Origin of the sequence: Micromonospora sp. NBRC 107095 (assembly GCF_030269705.1) — a bacterium.
In the GTDB taxonomy this organism is placed as follows: Bacteria; Actinomycetota; Actinomycetes; order Mycobacteriales; family Micromonosporaceae; genus Micromonospora; species Micromonospora parva.
The window spans coordinates 261,615-275,269 of record NZ_BSTU01000002.1 but is presented as its reverse complement, the minus strand read 5'-3'; the positions used below and the strand labels follow the sequence as shown (position 1 = coordinate 275,269).

Genomic DNA, 13,655 nt, shown 5'->3' with positions numbered 1-13,655 from the left:
GGCGCAGTGACGTCACCGATGATGGGCACATGCCCGCTACCCAGACCGAGGCGCGACTGCTTGTCGTCGAGGACGACCCCAACATCCTCGAACTGCTCTCCGCGAGCCTGCGGTTCGCGGGCTTCGACGTGGCCACCGCGACAAGCGGGAGCGCGGCGCTCAACGCCGCCAAGGACCACCGGCCCGACCTGGTGGTGCTCGACGTGATGCTTCCCGACCTGGACGGCTTCGAGGTCATCCGGATGCTCCGCGAGGGCGGCACGCGTACCCCGGTGGTGTTCCTGACCGCCCGGGACGCCACCGACGACAAGATCCGTGGGCTGACCCTGGGCGGTGACGACTACGTCACGAAGCCGTTCAGCCTGGAGGAGCTGACCGCCCGGATCCGCGCCGTGCTGCGCCGCACCACGACCGGCGAGCAGGCCCCGTCGCGGCTCACCTTCGCCGACCTGGAGTTGGACGAGGAGACCCACGAGGTGCACCGGGCCGGCCAGCGCGTGCAGCTGTCGCCGACCGAGTTCAAGCTGCTGCGGTACCTGATGCTCAACGCCAACCGGGTGCTGTCCAAGGCGCAGATCCTCGACCACGTCTGGAACTACGACTTCCGGGGCGACGACAACATCGTCGAGTCCTACATCTCGTACCTGCGGCGCAAGGTCGACACCACCCAGCCCCGGCTGATCCACACTCTCCGCGGGGTGGGATACGTGCTGCGCAAGCCGGCGGCGTGAACGCGGTCCAGCAGGCGAAGGGTCGGGTACGGGGCGTACCCCTGCGGATCAAGCTGGTCGCCTCGGTGCTGGCGCTGGTCTCCGGCGCCCTGGTGGTGATCAGCGTTTCGACCGCCTACTTCCTGCACAACTATCTGGTTGAGCAGATCGACCTTGAGCTGCGCGACTCGGCGGGCCGCATCCAGTCCATGATGCCCTCGTCGAACGTCGTCTCGCTGCCCAGCGATTACGTGGTTGTGCTGACCAGCACGACAACCGGCCAGGTGATGGACTTCGCGTACGACAAGTCCCGCTTCACGACGGCGGATCTGCCGCCCTGGCCGAGCAACGCGGCCGGATTCGAGCAGCAGGAGAAGGCCCAGGACGGCAAGCCACGCACCGTCCGCGCGCGGGACAGTTCGCTGCGCTGGCGAGTGCTCTACACCGAGCTGCCGAACGGCCAGATGGCGGCGATCGGCGAGCACCTGACCGACGTCGACCTCGCCGTGAAACGGCTGGCCTGGATAGACCTACTGGTCGGCGGTGCGGTGTTGATCATGCTGGCCTCGGTCGGCGCGGCGATCGTCCGGACCAGCCTCAAACCGTTGGTGGAGATCGAACGCACCGCCGCCGCGATCGCCGGCGGTGACCTGACCCGCCGGGTGCCCGACCCGGAGGAGGGGCAGGAGTATCCGACCTCTGAGCTGGGCCGGCTCTCCCGTGCGCTGAACGCGATGCTCACCCAGATCGAGGCGGCGTTCACCGCCCGGGCCGCCTCGGAAACCTCGGCCCGCTGGGCGGAGAGCGCCGCCCGCGACGCCGCCGCCGCCGCTCAGGCGTCCGAGTCGCGGGCCATCCGCTCCGAGGAGCGGATGCGGCAGTTCGTCGCCGACGCCTCCCACGAGTTGCGTACCCCGCTCACCACCATTCGTGGTTTCGCCGAGCTGTACCGGCAGGGTGCGGCCCGCGCGCCGGAGCAGACCGCCGGCCTGCTGCGCCGGATCGAGGACGAGGCGGCCCGGATGGGGCTGCTGGTGGAGGACCTGCTGCTGCTCGCCCGGTTGGACCGGGAACGGCCGCTCGCGCTGACCCCGGTGGAGCTGCCGGTGCTCGCCTCCGACGCCGTGCAGGCCGCGCGGGCGATGGCACCGGACCGGCGGATCGAGCTGGAGATCGAGCCCGAATCGGGTCCGCTGGTCGTCTCCGCCGACGACGCGCGGTTGCGGCAGGTGATCGGCAACCTGGTCACCAACGCGCTCACCCACACCCCGCCGGAGGCCGAGATCCGGGTACGCCTGCGTGCCGAGCCGGGCGGCTTAGCCGTCGTGGAGGTGGCCGACACCGGCCCCGGTCTCTCGTCTGAGCAGGCGGAGCGGGTCTTCGAGCGGTTCTACCGGGCCGACGCGGCCCGTACGCGGCGGGCCGACGGCAACACCGGCACCGGTCTCGGCCTGGCCATCGTGGCCGCCCTGGTCGCCGCCCACCACGGCTCGGTCGAGGTGACCGAGACGCCCGGCGGTGGGGCCACCTTCCGGGTCCGGCTGCCGTTGCTGCCACAGGTCGACGACGCGGCCGAGTGACTTTCAGCCAACTTCCAGGACGGTTCCAGCTTGATTGCAGTGCTGGGGGAGAAGGTAGTGCCATGACCGAGTTCGAGTCCGACCCGCAGCGCCGGCCGGCCCCCACCGACGCCGAGCCGTCGCACCCCACCGCCGAGCTGCCGCGCGACGAGCGCGTGCAGTCCGACTCCCCGACCACCCCCATGCAGTCCGTGTCGACCGACGGTGACCCGACGGTCGTCTCGACCGCCGCTGACCCGGAGACCACGGCCGCCACCCCGGCCGCCGCGCCCGCCGGTGCTCCGGCCGCCGTCCCGTCGACCGGGTACGAGCCGCCGACCGGCTACGAGCGCCCGGCCGCCACCCCGTCTGCGCCGCCGTACCCGGTCTCGGGTCACCCCGCGCCCGGCCAGCCCGGCTACCCACAGCCGGCCGCCGGTCACTACCCCGGTGCCCCCTGGTACGCGGGCCAGCAGTCCGGCTGGGCCGGCGGGGGCCAGCCGGGCATGGCGTACGGCCAGCACCAGCAGCACCAGCACCAGCAGCACCCTCAGCACCCCGGTCTGCACGCTCAGCACCCCGGCCAGCCGGTCCCGCCGTGGGGCCCGCAGGTCGCGCCGCCCGGCAGCGGTCCCCGACCGGGCCGGATCGCCAAGTTCGCCGGTGCCGGCGTCGCGGTGTTCGCGCTGATGCTCGGTTCCGGCGTGGCCGGTGGGGCGCTCGCGCTGGCCCTCGACGGCGACAGCGGTGGCATCACCCGCACCTACTCCGCAGCCCCCGTGATCAATGGCGCGGACCTGCCGAAGATCGCCGCGTCGGTGCAGGACAGCGTCGTCTCGATCACCACCGACAGCGGTGAGGGCTCCGGGGTGGTGCTCAGCGCCGACGGGTACGTGCTGACCAACAACCACGTGGTCGCGTCCGCCGCCGGTGACGCCGTACGGGTGGTCTTCGCCGACGGCAAGACCGCCGACGCGAAGATCATCGGCACCGACCCGAAGACCGACCTGGCCGTGGTGAAGGCCACCGGGGTGAGCGACCTCAAGCCGGCGAAGTTCGGTGACAGCGACGCCATGCAGGTTGGCGACCAGGTGCTCGCCCTGGGCAGCCCGCTCGGCCTGCAGGGTTCGGTGACCTCGGGCATCCTCAGCGCCCGCGACCGCACCATCCGCGCCGGTGAGGGCCAGCCGCAGGACCCGCGCCAGCAGCAGAGCCAGACCGTCAGTTCGATCTCCGGCCTGCTCCAGACCGACGCGCCGATCAACCCCGGCAACTCCGGCGGCGCGCTGGTCAACACCCGGGGCGAGGTGATCGGCGTCAACACCGCCATCGCGACCTCCGGGCAGAGCACCGGCAACATCGGCGTCGGGTTCGCCATCCCCAGCAACAAGGCCAAGGACGTCGCCGGCAAGCTCCAGCGTGGCGAGAAGGTCAGCCACCCGTCGCTCGGGGTCGGCGTCAACCAGGCTGAGGGCGGCGGCGCGCTCGTCGCGTCGGTCACCCCGGGCAGCCCGGCGGAGAAGGCCGGCCTCCAGCGCGGCGACGTCGTCACCCGGTTCGGCGACAAGCCGGTCAACGACTCGGACGACCTGGTCGGCGCGGTGCAGGCCGGCAAGGTCGGCGACCGGGTCGAGGTGCAGTTCAAGCGCAACGGCGCCGAGAAGTCGGTGACCGTCACGCTCGCCGAGACGTCCTGATCACTACCTGAACCTGCTTCCTCCCTCCGGCGGCGGGTGGCGGGGCCGAGGGGGTCGGCTCCGTCACCCGCCGCTTTTCCGCCCGGACGGCGGTTCACCCGGATCGGGTGAACCGCCGTCACCCGTCTGCCCGGCAGGTTCGGTGGGCGAGTCTCGGCGACCGGAACCGGGGGTGGGTGCCATGACCGAGGTGGTGGGTGTGCGTGACGACCAGCGGATCCAACGCGACGTCCTGGCCGAGCTGGCCTGGGACGCCCAGCTGCAACCGAACGAGATCGGGGTGACCGTCGACCAGGGCGTGGTCACCCTGACCGGATTCGTGGACGGTGCCGCTCGCGGTTGGGCCGCGACCCGCTGTGCGCAGCGGGTTCGCGGCGTACGGGCGGTGGCCGACGAGATGGAGGTGCGGCTGCCCGGCACCCCGGGGCGTACCGACGCCGAGGTCGCCATCGCCGCCACCCGCGCCCTGGAGTGGGACAGTTTCGTGCCCGCCGAGCGGCTGGACGTGACAGTGGCCAACGGCTGGCTGATGCTGCGCGGCGAGGTCGAGTTCGGGTGGCAGCGACGGGCCGCCGAGGGTGAGGTGCGTCGCCTCGACGGCATCCGGGGCATCACCAACCTGATCGAGGTACGACCCCCGGCGCCACCGGCCGGCGAGCGGCTGCGGCAGGACGTCCAGCGGGCGTTGGCGCGCACCCTCGGCGGCGAGCGGGTGACCGTCGAGGTGGACGGCGACACGCTGGTCCTCGCCGGAGTGGTCCGGTCCTGGTGGGAACGCGACCAGGTGGAGCGGGTGGCGTGGTCCGCGCCGGGGGTGCGGTCGGTCCACGACCAGCTTCTGGTGGGCGGGTGATCGTCCGTCGTGTCCGGTTTACCGGGGACACCACGGGGAACCCGCCGCCGACCGGCTTGACCGGCCGTGTCACCGCACCGGGGACCAACGGGGAGGATTCGTGGCCGTGAACCACCCGCCTGCGGGCCGCCCGGAGGAGCGGTCGCTGCGTATCGCGATGGTGGTTCCGCCGTGGTTGTCCGTACCTCCGCCCGGTTACGGCGGCCTTGAGCAGGTCGTGGCCGCCCTGGTGGACGCGCTCTGCCGGCAGGGGCACGCGGTGACCCTCTTCGGCGCCGGCGGTGACCACGGCACGGCAGCCGGCGGCTTCGTCTCCACCGTCGCCGAGGTCCAGTACGAGCGGCTCGGCGAGTCACTGCCGGAGCTGGCTCACCTGGCCCGGGTGAGACGGTTGATCAGCGCTGCCGACTTCGACGTGATCCACGACCACACCACTATCGGCCCGCTGGTCGCCGGTCGTCGGGCCGTGCCGACGGTCGCGACGGTGCACGGAAACCCGGTGGGGGAGTACGGCGACGTGCTGAGCGACGTCGACGCGGGGGTCGCCCTGGTGGCGATCTCGCACGCCCAGCGCCGGCTGAACCCGAATCTGCAGTGGGCCGGGACGGTGCATAACGCGCTGGACATCCGCGGCTTTCCGCGTAAGCACACGCCCGGCGCGGGGCCGGTGCTGTGGCTGGCCCGGTTCAGCCCGGACAAGGGCCCGGACACCGCCATCCGGGCGTGCCGGGCCGCCGGGTTGCCGCTGCTGCTGGCCGGCAAGTGCAACGAGCCGGCCGAGCGCCGCTACTACGAGCAGGTTGTCGCGCCGATGGTCGGCGATGACGTGACAGTCGTGCTCAACGCGGACCGCGCGGCAACGCTGCGGATGCTGGTCGACGCCCGCTGCCTGATCATGCCGATCCAGTGGGACGAGCCGTTCGGCATGGTGATGCTGGAGGCGATGGCGACCGGCACGCCGGTGGTCGCGCTCAACCGGGGTGCGGTGCCGGAGCTGGTCCGGCCGGGGCTGACCGGGCTCGTCGTCGAGCGGTCGGAGGAACTGCCCGCGGCGTTGCTCGCGGCGGAACGACTCGACCCCGAGGACTGCGTGGCGCACGTTGCGCAGAACTTCTCGGTCGACCGGATGGCGAGCGGCTACGCCGAGGTCTACCGGCGCTTCGCCCTTGGCCGGCACGACGTCCGCGAACCGGTCCGGGTGCCGGTGCGCTGACCGGCCGTGCCGCCCGGTCAGGCCCCGGTCGCGCCCAGCTCGGCGATGGCGGCGTCGAGCCGACCCGCGTACGCCGGACTGATGCCGCCCTCACCGACGCGGACGGTGACCTTCGTGCGCAGCCGAGCCACCGGTGGGGCCAGCTTCTCTCGGCCGGAGCTGACCGCCGCGGTCAGGTTGCGCAGCTCGTTGCGCAGGTCGAGGGCCACGTCCTCGCGGATCTCCCCGGCGCTCAACCCGGCGGTGATCAACCCGTCGACCCGGTTGGCGGCCTCGGCCAGGGTGCCCGGGTTCGAGGTGGGCGCGCCGGTCGTCGGCTTCGCCGACGGGGATGCGGTCAGTGGGGTCGGCGCGGACGACCCGGGGGCCGACGGGTCGGCCGACGGGGTCGCCACCGGCGCGGCGGAGGGTTGCGCCCGGCGGGTCGGCTGCTCTTCGGGCAGCAGAGCCACCCCGGCCAGCGTCACCCCGACGGCCAGCACCAGCAACAACACCAGCCGCCGCCGGGACCAGCCGGCCCCGGTCACCGGCTCGCCCGGCGCGGCGGAGGCCCCGCCGTCCCCTGCCCCGTCGGCCGTCGCCAAACCGGCCGTCGCCACGGCCGGAGACGGCGGTGGCGAGGGCTCGGTGGGCACCCGGATGGCCGCGGTCGGAGGCTCGGCCGGCAGCGAGTGGTCGCGCAGCGCGGTGGCGACCTGCCGGGCGGTCGGCCGGTCGGCCGGGTTCCGGGCGAGGCTGCGCAGGCAGATCTGGGCCACTGTCGGGGGCAGGTCCGGCAGATCGGCGAGCGTCGGCGCAGGACCGCTGGCCAACGCGGAACTGAGTTGCTCCCAGGTGTCCGCCGGGTACGGAACCCGGCCGGTGAGCGCCTCGTGCAGCAGTACGCCGAGTGAGTAGACGTCGGTGGACGGCTGGGCCGGCACGCCGTCGAGGCGTTCCGGGGCGACGTACGCCGGGGTGCCGAAGGTCTCGCCGTCCTCATCCTCGTCGGGTGCGCCGATCCGGGTGGCGATGCCGAAGTCGAGCACCTTGGCGCCCGTCCCGGTCATCATCACGTTGGCCGGGGTGATGTCCCGGTGCACGATGCCGAGGCGGTGCGCGGCGGCCAGCGCGTCCGCGACCTGCGCGCCCACCTGGACCGCCTCGGTCCACGGCAAAGGCCCCTCGGTGAGCCGGAGCTTCAACTCCTCGCCGCTGAGCAGCTCCATCACCACGAACGAGGTGATCGAGCCGTCCGGGTCGACAGTCTCGCCGTAGTCGTGCACGGAGGTCAGGTGCGGGTGCACCAACTGGGCGGCGGCCCGCGCCTCCTCGCGCACCATGCCGCGGAACCGTGCGTCGGCGGCGAGTGACGGGGCGAGCACCTTGAGCGCCACCACCCGGTCCAGCACCTCGTCCCGGGCACGCCAGATGACCGACATGCCGCCGGCGCCGATCTGGTCCAGAAGTCGGTATCTGCGAGCCAGCAATCGGCCCGGATGCAGTGCTGCCTTCACGGATCGCACCTGCCTCAGGGGTGGGAGCGGTATCAGGTTGCGCGAATGTGTCCGGCCTGTCAACGCCGTCGCCGCCGGCCGTCGGCGGACGGTCCCTGCCGTGCGGTGACCGTCGGCTGACCACGCCCCAACGGCCGGCGGCGGGCCCGTGCCAGGATGGGAGACATGGCGGGGGGACCGGTGGCGTTCGTGCTCGGCGGCGGGGGAGTGCTCGGCGCGGTCGAGGTCGGCATGTTGCGCGCGCTGTTCCGCGCCGGCATCCAACCCGACATGGTGCTCGGCACCTCGATCGGCGCGGTGAACGGTGCGCTGGTCGCCGCCGACCCGTCGGAGGCGGTGACCGACCGGCTGGTCCGGCTGTGGGCCTCGCCGGAGGCGAGCGAGGTGTACGGCGACTCGGTCGCCCGGCAACTGCGCCGCTTCGCCGCCCGAACCCATCTGCACTCACCCCGGCCGCTGCGCCGTCTGCTCGAAACCGAGCTGGGGGTGGACACCACCTTCGCCGACCTGCGGGTTCCGTTCCGCTGCTGCGCCGCCCACATCGAGCGAGCCGCCGAGCACTGGTTCGACAGCGGTCCGGTGGTCCCGGCGGTGATGGCGTCGGCGTCGGTGCCGGGTCTGCTTCCGCCGATGCAGATCGACGGCGCGCACTACGTGGACGGCGGGATCGTCAACTCCATCCCGATCGGCGAGGCGGTGGCCGTCGGTGCCCGTCGGATCTACGTCCTCCAGGTGGGCCGGATCGAACGGGAGCTGACCCCGCCCCGCCGGCCGTGGGAGATCGCGCAGGTCGCGTTCGAGATCTCCCGCCGGCACCGGTTCTTCCGGGAGATGGCGGCGCTGCCCGAGGGGGTGGAGGTGCACGTCCTGCCGACCGGCGGGCTGAACCCCCGCGACGACACGCCGTGGGCGTACCGGGACATGGCGGCGGTGGGACGGCGGATCAGCCGCGCGTACACCGCCTCCCGGCGCTACCTCGCCACCCACGCGGAGCGGTGATGCCGCTGCCTCCCCGGTGGCTGCGTCGGCTGTTGCTGGCCCCCGCCGTCGTACTGCTCGCCTTCCTTGTGGTCACCACGCTGCCGGTCTGGGCACTGCTCGCCGCGGCCGCGTCCCCGCTGGTCCCGGGCCGGTTGCGCCCGCTGCGGCTGCTCTGGATCGGCTGCTTCTACCTGGTGTGGGACGCTGCGGCGCTACTCGCCCTCTTCGTGCTCTGGGTCGTCTCCGGCTTCGGCTGGCGCACCCGGTCGCCGGCCTTCCAGCGCGCGCACTACGTGCTGGCCGGCTGGTTCCTGCGGGTGTTGTTCTGGCAGGCACGGTGGACGCTGCGGTTGAGCATCGACGTGGTGGGCACGGACCCGGACACCGCGCTGCCCGGCCGGCCCGAGGTGGTGCTCTGTCGGCACGCCGGGCCGGGTGACTCGTTCATCCTGATCCACGGGCTGGTCAACTGGTTCCACCGGGAGCCACGCATCGTCCTCAAGGACAGTCTCCAGTGGGATCCAGCGGTCGACGTGCTGCTCAACCGGCTGCCCAACCGGTTCATCGCGCCGACCCCGGAGCGCGGCGAGGAGACGGTCCGCCAGGTTGGGCACCTGGCCAGCGGCCTGGACGACAACGACGCGTTCGTGATCTTCCCCGAGGGTGGCAACTTCACCCCCAAGCGGCGGTTGCGTGCCATCGCCCGACTGCGCTCACTCGGCCTGGAACGGATGGCGCTGCGCGCCGAGCGGATGCGCCACGTGCTCGCCCCGCAGCCCGGTGGGATGCTCGCCGCGCTGGAGGCCGCACCGGACGCCGGGGTCATCTTCGTCGCCCACACCGGACTGGACCGGATGCTCACCGTCGCCGACGTGTGGCGGGAGCTGCCGATGGACAAGCGGATCGTGATGCGGTTCTGGTCGGTGCCGCCGGAGGAGGTTCCGACCGGGCGGCAGGACCGCATCGACTGGCTCTTCGACTGGTGGGCGCAGATCGACTCCTGGATCGCCGCGAACCGGTGAGCGCGAGGAGTGCAGCGAAGCGGAGCCCCGCAGTCGCGAACGAAAACAGGATCCGGTGAGCGCGAGGAGTGCAGCGAAGCGGAGCCCCGCAGTCGCGAACGAAAACAGGATCCGGTGAGCGCGAGGAGTGCAGCGAAGCGGAGCCCCGCAGTCGCGAGCGAAAGCGAGGTTTGGTGAGCGCGGCGATGCGGAGCGTAAAGGCCGCGAGCGAAAGGCGGGCTCAGCGGCGTACGGCCGCGTAGGGTGCGGGCGTGGACGAGATCTGCGTGGTGACAACTGTGGTTGACGCGCGTTCGGTCGCCGATGTGCTGGCGGCCGCGGCCGTCGCCGGCAGGCTCGCCGCCTGCGCCCAGGTGGGTGGTCAGGTGGACAGCACCTACTGGTGGCGGTCCGGAATGGAGACGAGCACCGAATGGTCGGTGCAGTTCAAGACCGCACCGGACCGGCTCGCCGCGTTGCTGGACCAGATCCGGGTGAGTCACCCGTACGAGGTGCCGGAGATCCTGGTGTCCAGGGTGGAGAGCGGCAACCCCGACTACGCCACCTGGGTGTACGAGCACACCCGTTCCTGAGTACGCGCACTCTGGGGCGTACCCCGGGCGCTGTCGATGATGACCGGGTGGACGACACCCGTTACCCCTGCCCCGCCTGCGGTGCGCCGGCCGATCTGAGTGCCGGTTGCTCCGGCTGCCGGCGCGCGCCCGACCCGATCGCCGCCGAGGTGGTCCGGCTGAGCCGGGAGGTCGCCGAGCTGGAGCCGCAGGTGGAGCGGGCTCGCCGCGCGTACACCGAGCTGGCCGGACGCCTGACGGCCGTGTCGCGGCGGCGGGCCGAACTGGCGGCGGTCGTCCGTGCCGGGTTGGCTGCCCCGGTCGTGGCGCGCCCGCCGTCGCTCGTCGGGCCGGCGCCGGCCATCGGTCCGGGCCCTGGCGTCGGGGCGAATTCACGGCCGGGTGCGGCGGAGACCTCGACGCGGGCGGTCCAGGGTCTGCTCTTCGTCCTCGGTGGACTCCTGCTGGGCACGGCGGCGGTGGTGTTCACGGCTGTCGCCTGGGCGGCGGTGGGGGTTGGCGGGCGGGCGTTGATCCTGACCGCGTTCACCGCGCTCGCCCTGGGCGTGCCGCTGCTGGCGGTCCGCCGAGGGCTGCGCGGTACGGCGGAGACGTTCGCCGCGGTGGGGTTGCTGCTGGTGGTGCTGGACGGTTACGCGGCCTGGTCGGTGGACCTGGCCGGCGTGGCCGGCTGGCCGGGCAGCCGGTACGCCGCGCTGGTCGGGGGGGCCAGCGCGGCGGTCGCCGTGGCGTACGGCAGGTGGAGCGGGTTGACGGGGCCGTGGTTCGCCGCCCTGGTGGCCGCCCAGCCGGCGTTGCCGCTGCTCGCCGCCGAGACCGGGGCGGGGGCGGCCGGGTGGGCGGTGATCCTGCTCGGGGTGGCGTTGCTGAACCTGGCCGTGTTTGCCGCGCTGCGCGGCCGGGAAGGGGCGGCGCAGCTCGTCGGCCGGGTGCTGGCCGGCATCGCCCATGTCGCCGCGCTGCTGGGTGCTGCGGCGTGCGCGCTGGTGCCGCTGGTCAGCGGGCGGGCGGAGGGCTCCGCGCTGCTGGCCGGTGTGCCGCTGTTGCTGGTCGCGCTGGTCGGGTTCGGTGCGGCCTGGCTCGTCGGGGGGCGGGCGCTGCGGGCGGTGGCGGCGGGGCTGCTGGTGCCGGTCCTCGCCGGCACAGTGCTGCGTCCGGTGGCCGAGCTGCGGCCGTCAGTGCTGCTGCTCGCCACGGCGGCGGTGGCGCTCGGGTTGGCCGCTGCCGTGCGGCTACTGCCGGCGGTGCGCGGTGGCGACGGTTGGCGGGCCGGTGCGCGGGCCGGTGCGCTGTTCGTCGCGGCGGGCACGGCACAGGTGACCGTGCTGATCACCATCGGGCTGGCGGCCGCCGCCGTCGGCCGGTCACTGCCACCGTGGGGTGGGGCTGGACTCGGATCGGACCTGCGCTGGGGCTGGCAGTTGGCGCCCGCCGTGGCGCTGGCGGTCGGTGCGGCGGTGCTCCTGCTGCCCCGCAACGCGCGGGCGGTGCTCGGCACGGCCGGTGCGGTGGCGGTGCTGTTCGCCGTGCCCGCCGGCTGGACGGCCTCCTGGCCTCAGGTGGTCGCCGTCGACCTGGTCGGCGGGGTCGCGCTGCTGCTCGCCGTGCTGGCCCGCCCGGCCACCCCGCCGGTCGTCCTGCTCACCCGTGCGCTCGGCGGTGCCGTCCTGCTCGGGCACGGGTTGCTCGTCGCACTGGCCGCCCCGACCGGCGTCCTGGTGGCACTCGGCGTTCTCGCCGCGCTCGGGCTGGCACTGGGCGTACGACGGGAGGCCGGGGCGTACCGGGCGGTGGCCGGTGCGGGTCTGCTGGTCGGGCAGCTCACGCTGCCCGCCATCGCGGGGGTGGCGCTGTTCGCCGCGGGCGCCCCACCGTGGTGGCAGGCCCGGCTCGCGCTGGCCGGGGCCGGGCTGTCGCTGGTCGCGGCGCTCGCGGCGCGTCGTCACCGGGTGGAGCTGATCGGGTACGCGGAGACCGGGGCCGTCGTCGCGGTGGCCGTGCCCGCCCTCGCGCCGCTGGTCGGGGCCGGTGACGAACCGCTCGCGTTGTACGCCGCGCTGGCGGCGCTGGGCGTCGTGTTCGTCGCCTGCCGGGTGCCGTCGGTGAGCGACTCCGGTCAGGCGGCCCTCGGGGACCCGCCTTCGGCGGCCGAGCGCGGGCCGGCCCGGTCGGCACTGTCGCTGGCTGCGGGCGGAACGCTGGCGGCGGTGGCCGTGCTGGTGGTCCTGCCGACGGTGCTGACCGCGCTCGGATCGCCGCACGACGGGCGGGGCCGGCTGTGGTCGGGGGTTCCGACTGTCGTCGCCGACCCGACGGTGCTCCCGGTGGGGTTCGCGCTGGTCGTGCTGGCGGTGGCCGGGGCGTTGGCCGGTCGGCGGGTGGGGCTGCCGGTGCCGGCCGCCCTGCCGTTCGTCGCGGCGGCGCTGCCGGTGCTGCTCATCGCGATCGGGGCGCCCTGGCCGGTGCTGCCGGCCGCCGTTCTGCTCGCCGGGCTGGCCGCGCTGCTGTTCACCGCGCTGGCTCCGCCCCGCCCGGCGCTCGCCCCGGTCGCCGTACCGGTGGGCGTGGTGCTGGTGGCCTCCGGTGTGGCGGGTCTGCTGGCCACCCGGGCGGCGACGCTCGCGGCCGAGGGGGTGCTGCTGGTCGCGGCGGCCGCGGTCGCCGTCGGGGCGCGCAGGTCCGCGGTACGAGTCGTCGGTTCTCTCGCCGCCGTGGGTGCGGCGTCCGCGTTGGCGGTGACCGCCCCGCTCGCCGGCGGGCTGCCGTTGCGGGTGGCCGCGTACCCACTGCTGGCGGTGGCCGCGGTGACGTTGGCCGCTGCGGCGGTCACCCCGGCCCGGGCCCGGCCGGGACGGGTGCTGGACGCCGCCGCGCAGGCTGTCGCGCTGGTGGCGGCGGTGTTCGCCGTCGAGGTGGCACGGCATCTCGCCACCGTCTGCGTGCTCTGGGGTGTCGCCGTCGCGCTGCGACTGCTGCGCCGGGGTGAACCGGCCGGTCGGCGGTGGGCGTTCGCCGGGATCGCCGCCGGCAGCGAGTTGCTCGGGGCCTGGGTGCTGTTGGCTGCCGGTGGGGTGACGGTGCTGGAGGCGTACACGCTGCCGGCTGCGGCGCTCGCCGTCGGCGCGGGTCTGCTGGCGCTGCGCACCCGGCCAGGGCTGACCAGCTGGCCGGCTCTCGGCCCGGGGCTGGTGGCGGCGTTGCTGCCCAGTCTCGTGTCGGTGCTGGCCGGGCCGGACCCGCAGCCGTGGCGGCGACTGCTCCTCGGCGCGGCGGCGGTCGGTGTGGTGCTGGCCGGCGCGAACCGCCGCTGGCAGGCGCCGGTGTTGCTCGGCGGCGGGGTGCTGACGCTGTTGGCGCTGCACGAGCTGGCCCGTGGGTGGGATCTGCTGCCCCGCTGGATCTATCTGGGGGTCGGCGGGCTGGCACTGGTCGGGCTTGCCGCGACCTACGAGCGGCGGCGACGTGACCTGGCCCGACTGCGCGCCGCGGTGGGCCGGCTGGACTGAGCCGGCCCACTAGGGGTAGGGCCTGCCCTACCCCCCATTCGGGGGC

Annotated in this window: 10 protein-coding genes; 9 read left to right on the top strand and 1 reads right to left on the bottom strand. The window is 73.9% G+C overall.

The genetic code is table 11. The annotated features are described in order from the left end of the window. Positions 1 to 29 precede the first annotated feature (29 nt). From QSK15_RS13550 to QSK15_RS13530, 5 genes are all read left to right on the top strand, one after another. Positions 30 to 731, top strand: coding sequence for a response regulator transcription factor (locus tag QSK15_RS13550; RefSeq protein WP_030336721.1), 702 nt, complete (start codon positions 30 to 32; stop codon positions 729 to 731). Next, complete coding sequence (locus QSK15_RS13545) at positions 728 to 2,290, top strand: sensor histidine kinase (protein ID WP_285794572.1); 1,563 nt, start codon at positions 728 to 730, stop codon at positions 2,288 to 2,290. Before QSK15_RS13550 ends, QSK15_RS13545 begins: the two co-directional genes overlap by 4 nt. A 62-nt stretch (positions 2,291 to 2,352) precedes the next feature. Beyond that, positions 2,353 to 3,966, top strand: coding sequence for a trypsin-like peptidase domain-containing protein (locus QSK15_RS13540; RefSeq protein WP_285794571.1), 1,614 nt, complete (start codon positions 2,353 to 2,355; stop codon positions 3,964 to 3,966). 181 nt (positions 3,967 to 4,147) lie between these two features. Beyond that, positions 4,148 to 4,819 (top strand): BON domain-containing protein, encoded by a 672-nt coding sequence (locus tag QSK15_RS13535; protein WP_285794570.1) that lies wholly within the window; start codon positions 4,148 to 4,150, stop codon positions 4,817 to 4,819. 157 nt (positions 4,820 to 4,976) lie between these two features. Beyond that, positions 4,977 to 6,032, top strand: a complete 1,056-nt coding sequence (locus QSK15_RS13530) for a glycosyltransferase family 4 protein (protein WP_285795115.1) — start codon at positions 4,977 to 4,979, stop codon at positions 6,030 to 6,032. Between the two features lie 17 nt (positions 6,033 to 6,049). On the opposite strand, the gene QSK15_RS13525 is transcribed toward QSK15_RS13530, so the two are convergent. Continuing rightward, positions 6,050 to 7,528 carry a serine/threonine protein kinase gene (locus QSK15_RS13525; protein WP_285794569.1) on the bottom strand — a complete coding sequence of 493 codons (1,479 nt, stop codon included), beginning with the start codon at positions 7,526 to 7,528 and terminating at the stop codon, positions 6,050 to 6,052. Between the two features lie 165 nt (positions 7,529 to 7,693). Between QSK15_RS13525 and QSK15_RS13520 the strand changes: the two genes are divergently transcribed. From QSK15_RS13520 to QSK15_RS13505, 4 genes are all read left to right on the top strand, one after another. Continuing rightward, on the top strand, positions 7,694 to 8,527 hold the full coding sequence (locus tag QSK15_RS13520; protein ID WP_210862176.1) for a patatin-like phospholipase family protein: 834 nt from the start codon (positions 7,694 to 7,696) through the stop codon (positions 8,525 to 8,527). Next, positions 8,527 to 9,531 carry a 1-acyl-sn-glycerol-3-phosphate acyltransferase gene (locus QSK15_RS13515; RefSeq protein ID WP_285794568.1) on the top strand — a complete coding sequence of 335 codons (1,005 nt, stop codon included), beginning with the start codon at positions 8,527 to 8,529 and terminating at the stop codon, positions 9,529 to 9,531. The genes QSK15_RS13520 and QSK15_RS13515 overlap by 1 nt, the downstream gene beginning before the upstream one ends. A 251-nt stretch (positions 9,532 to 9,782) precedes the next feature. Next, a complete protein-coding gene (gene cutA / locus QSK15_RS13510; RefSeq protein ID WP_030336735.1) occupies positions 9,783 to 10,103 on the top strand; it encodes a divalent-cation tolerance protein CutA in 321 nt (106 codons plus the stop codon). A gap of 47 nt (positions 10,104 to 10,150) precedes the next feature. Continuing rightward, positions 10,151 to 13,609, top strand: a complete 3,459-nt coding sequence (locus tag QSK15_RS13505) for an SCO7613 C-terminal domain-containing membrane protein (protein ID WP_285794567.1) — start codon at positions 10,151 to 10,153, stop codon at positions 13,607 to 13,609. Positions 13,610 to 13,655 lie beyond the last annotated feature (46 nt).

Bases quoted from the DNA above. Each gene is read 5' to 3' on its own strand.
- QSK15_RS13515 (WP_285794568.1), top strand. From the start codon at position 8,527: ATGCCGCTGCCTCCCCGGTGGCTGCGTCGGCTGTTGCTGGCCCCCGCC.
- QSK15_RS13535 (WP_285794570.1), top strand. From the start codon at position 4,148: ATGACCGAGGTGGTGGGTGTGCGTGACGACCAGCGGATCCAACGCGAC.
- QSK15_RS13520 (WP_210862176.1), top strand. From the start codon at position 7,694: ATGGCGGGGGGACCGGTGGCGTTCGTGCTCGGCGGCGGGGGAGTGCTC.
- QSK15_RS13550 (WP_030336721.1), top strand. From the start codon at position 30: ATGCCCGCTACCCAGACCGAGGCGCGACTGCTTGTCGTCGAGGACGAC.
- QSK15_RS13540 (WP_285794571.1), top strand. From the start codon at position 2,353: ATGACCGAGTTCGAGTCCGACCCGCAGCGCCGGCCGGCCCCCACCGAC.
- QSK15_RS13530 (WP_285795115.1), top strand. From the start codon at position 4,977: ATGGTGGTTCCGCCGTGGTTGTCCGTACCTCCGCCCGGTTACGGCGGC.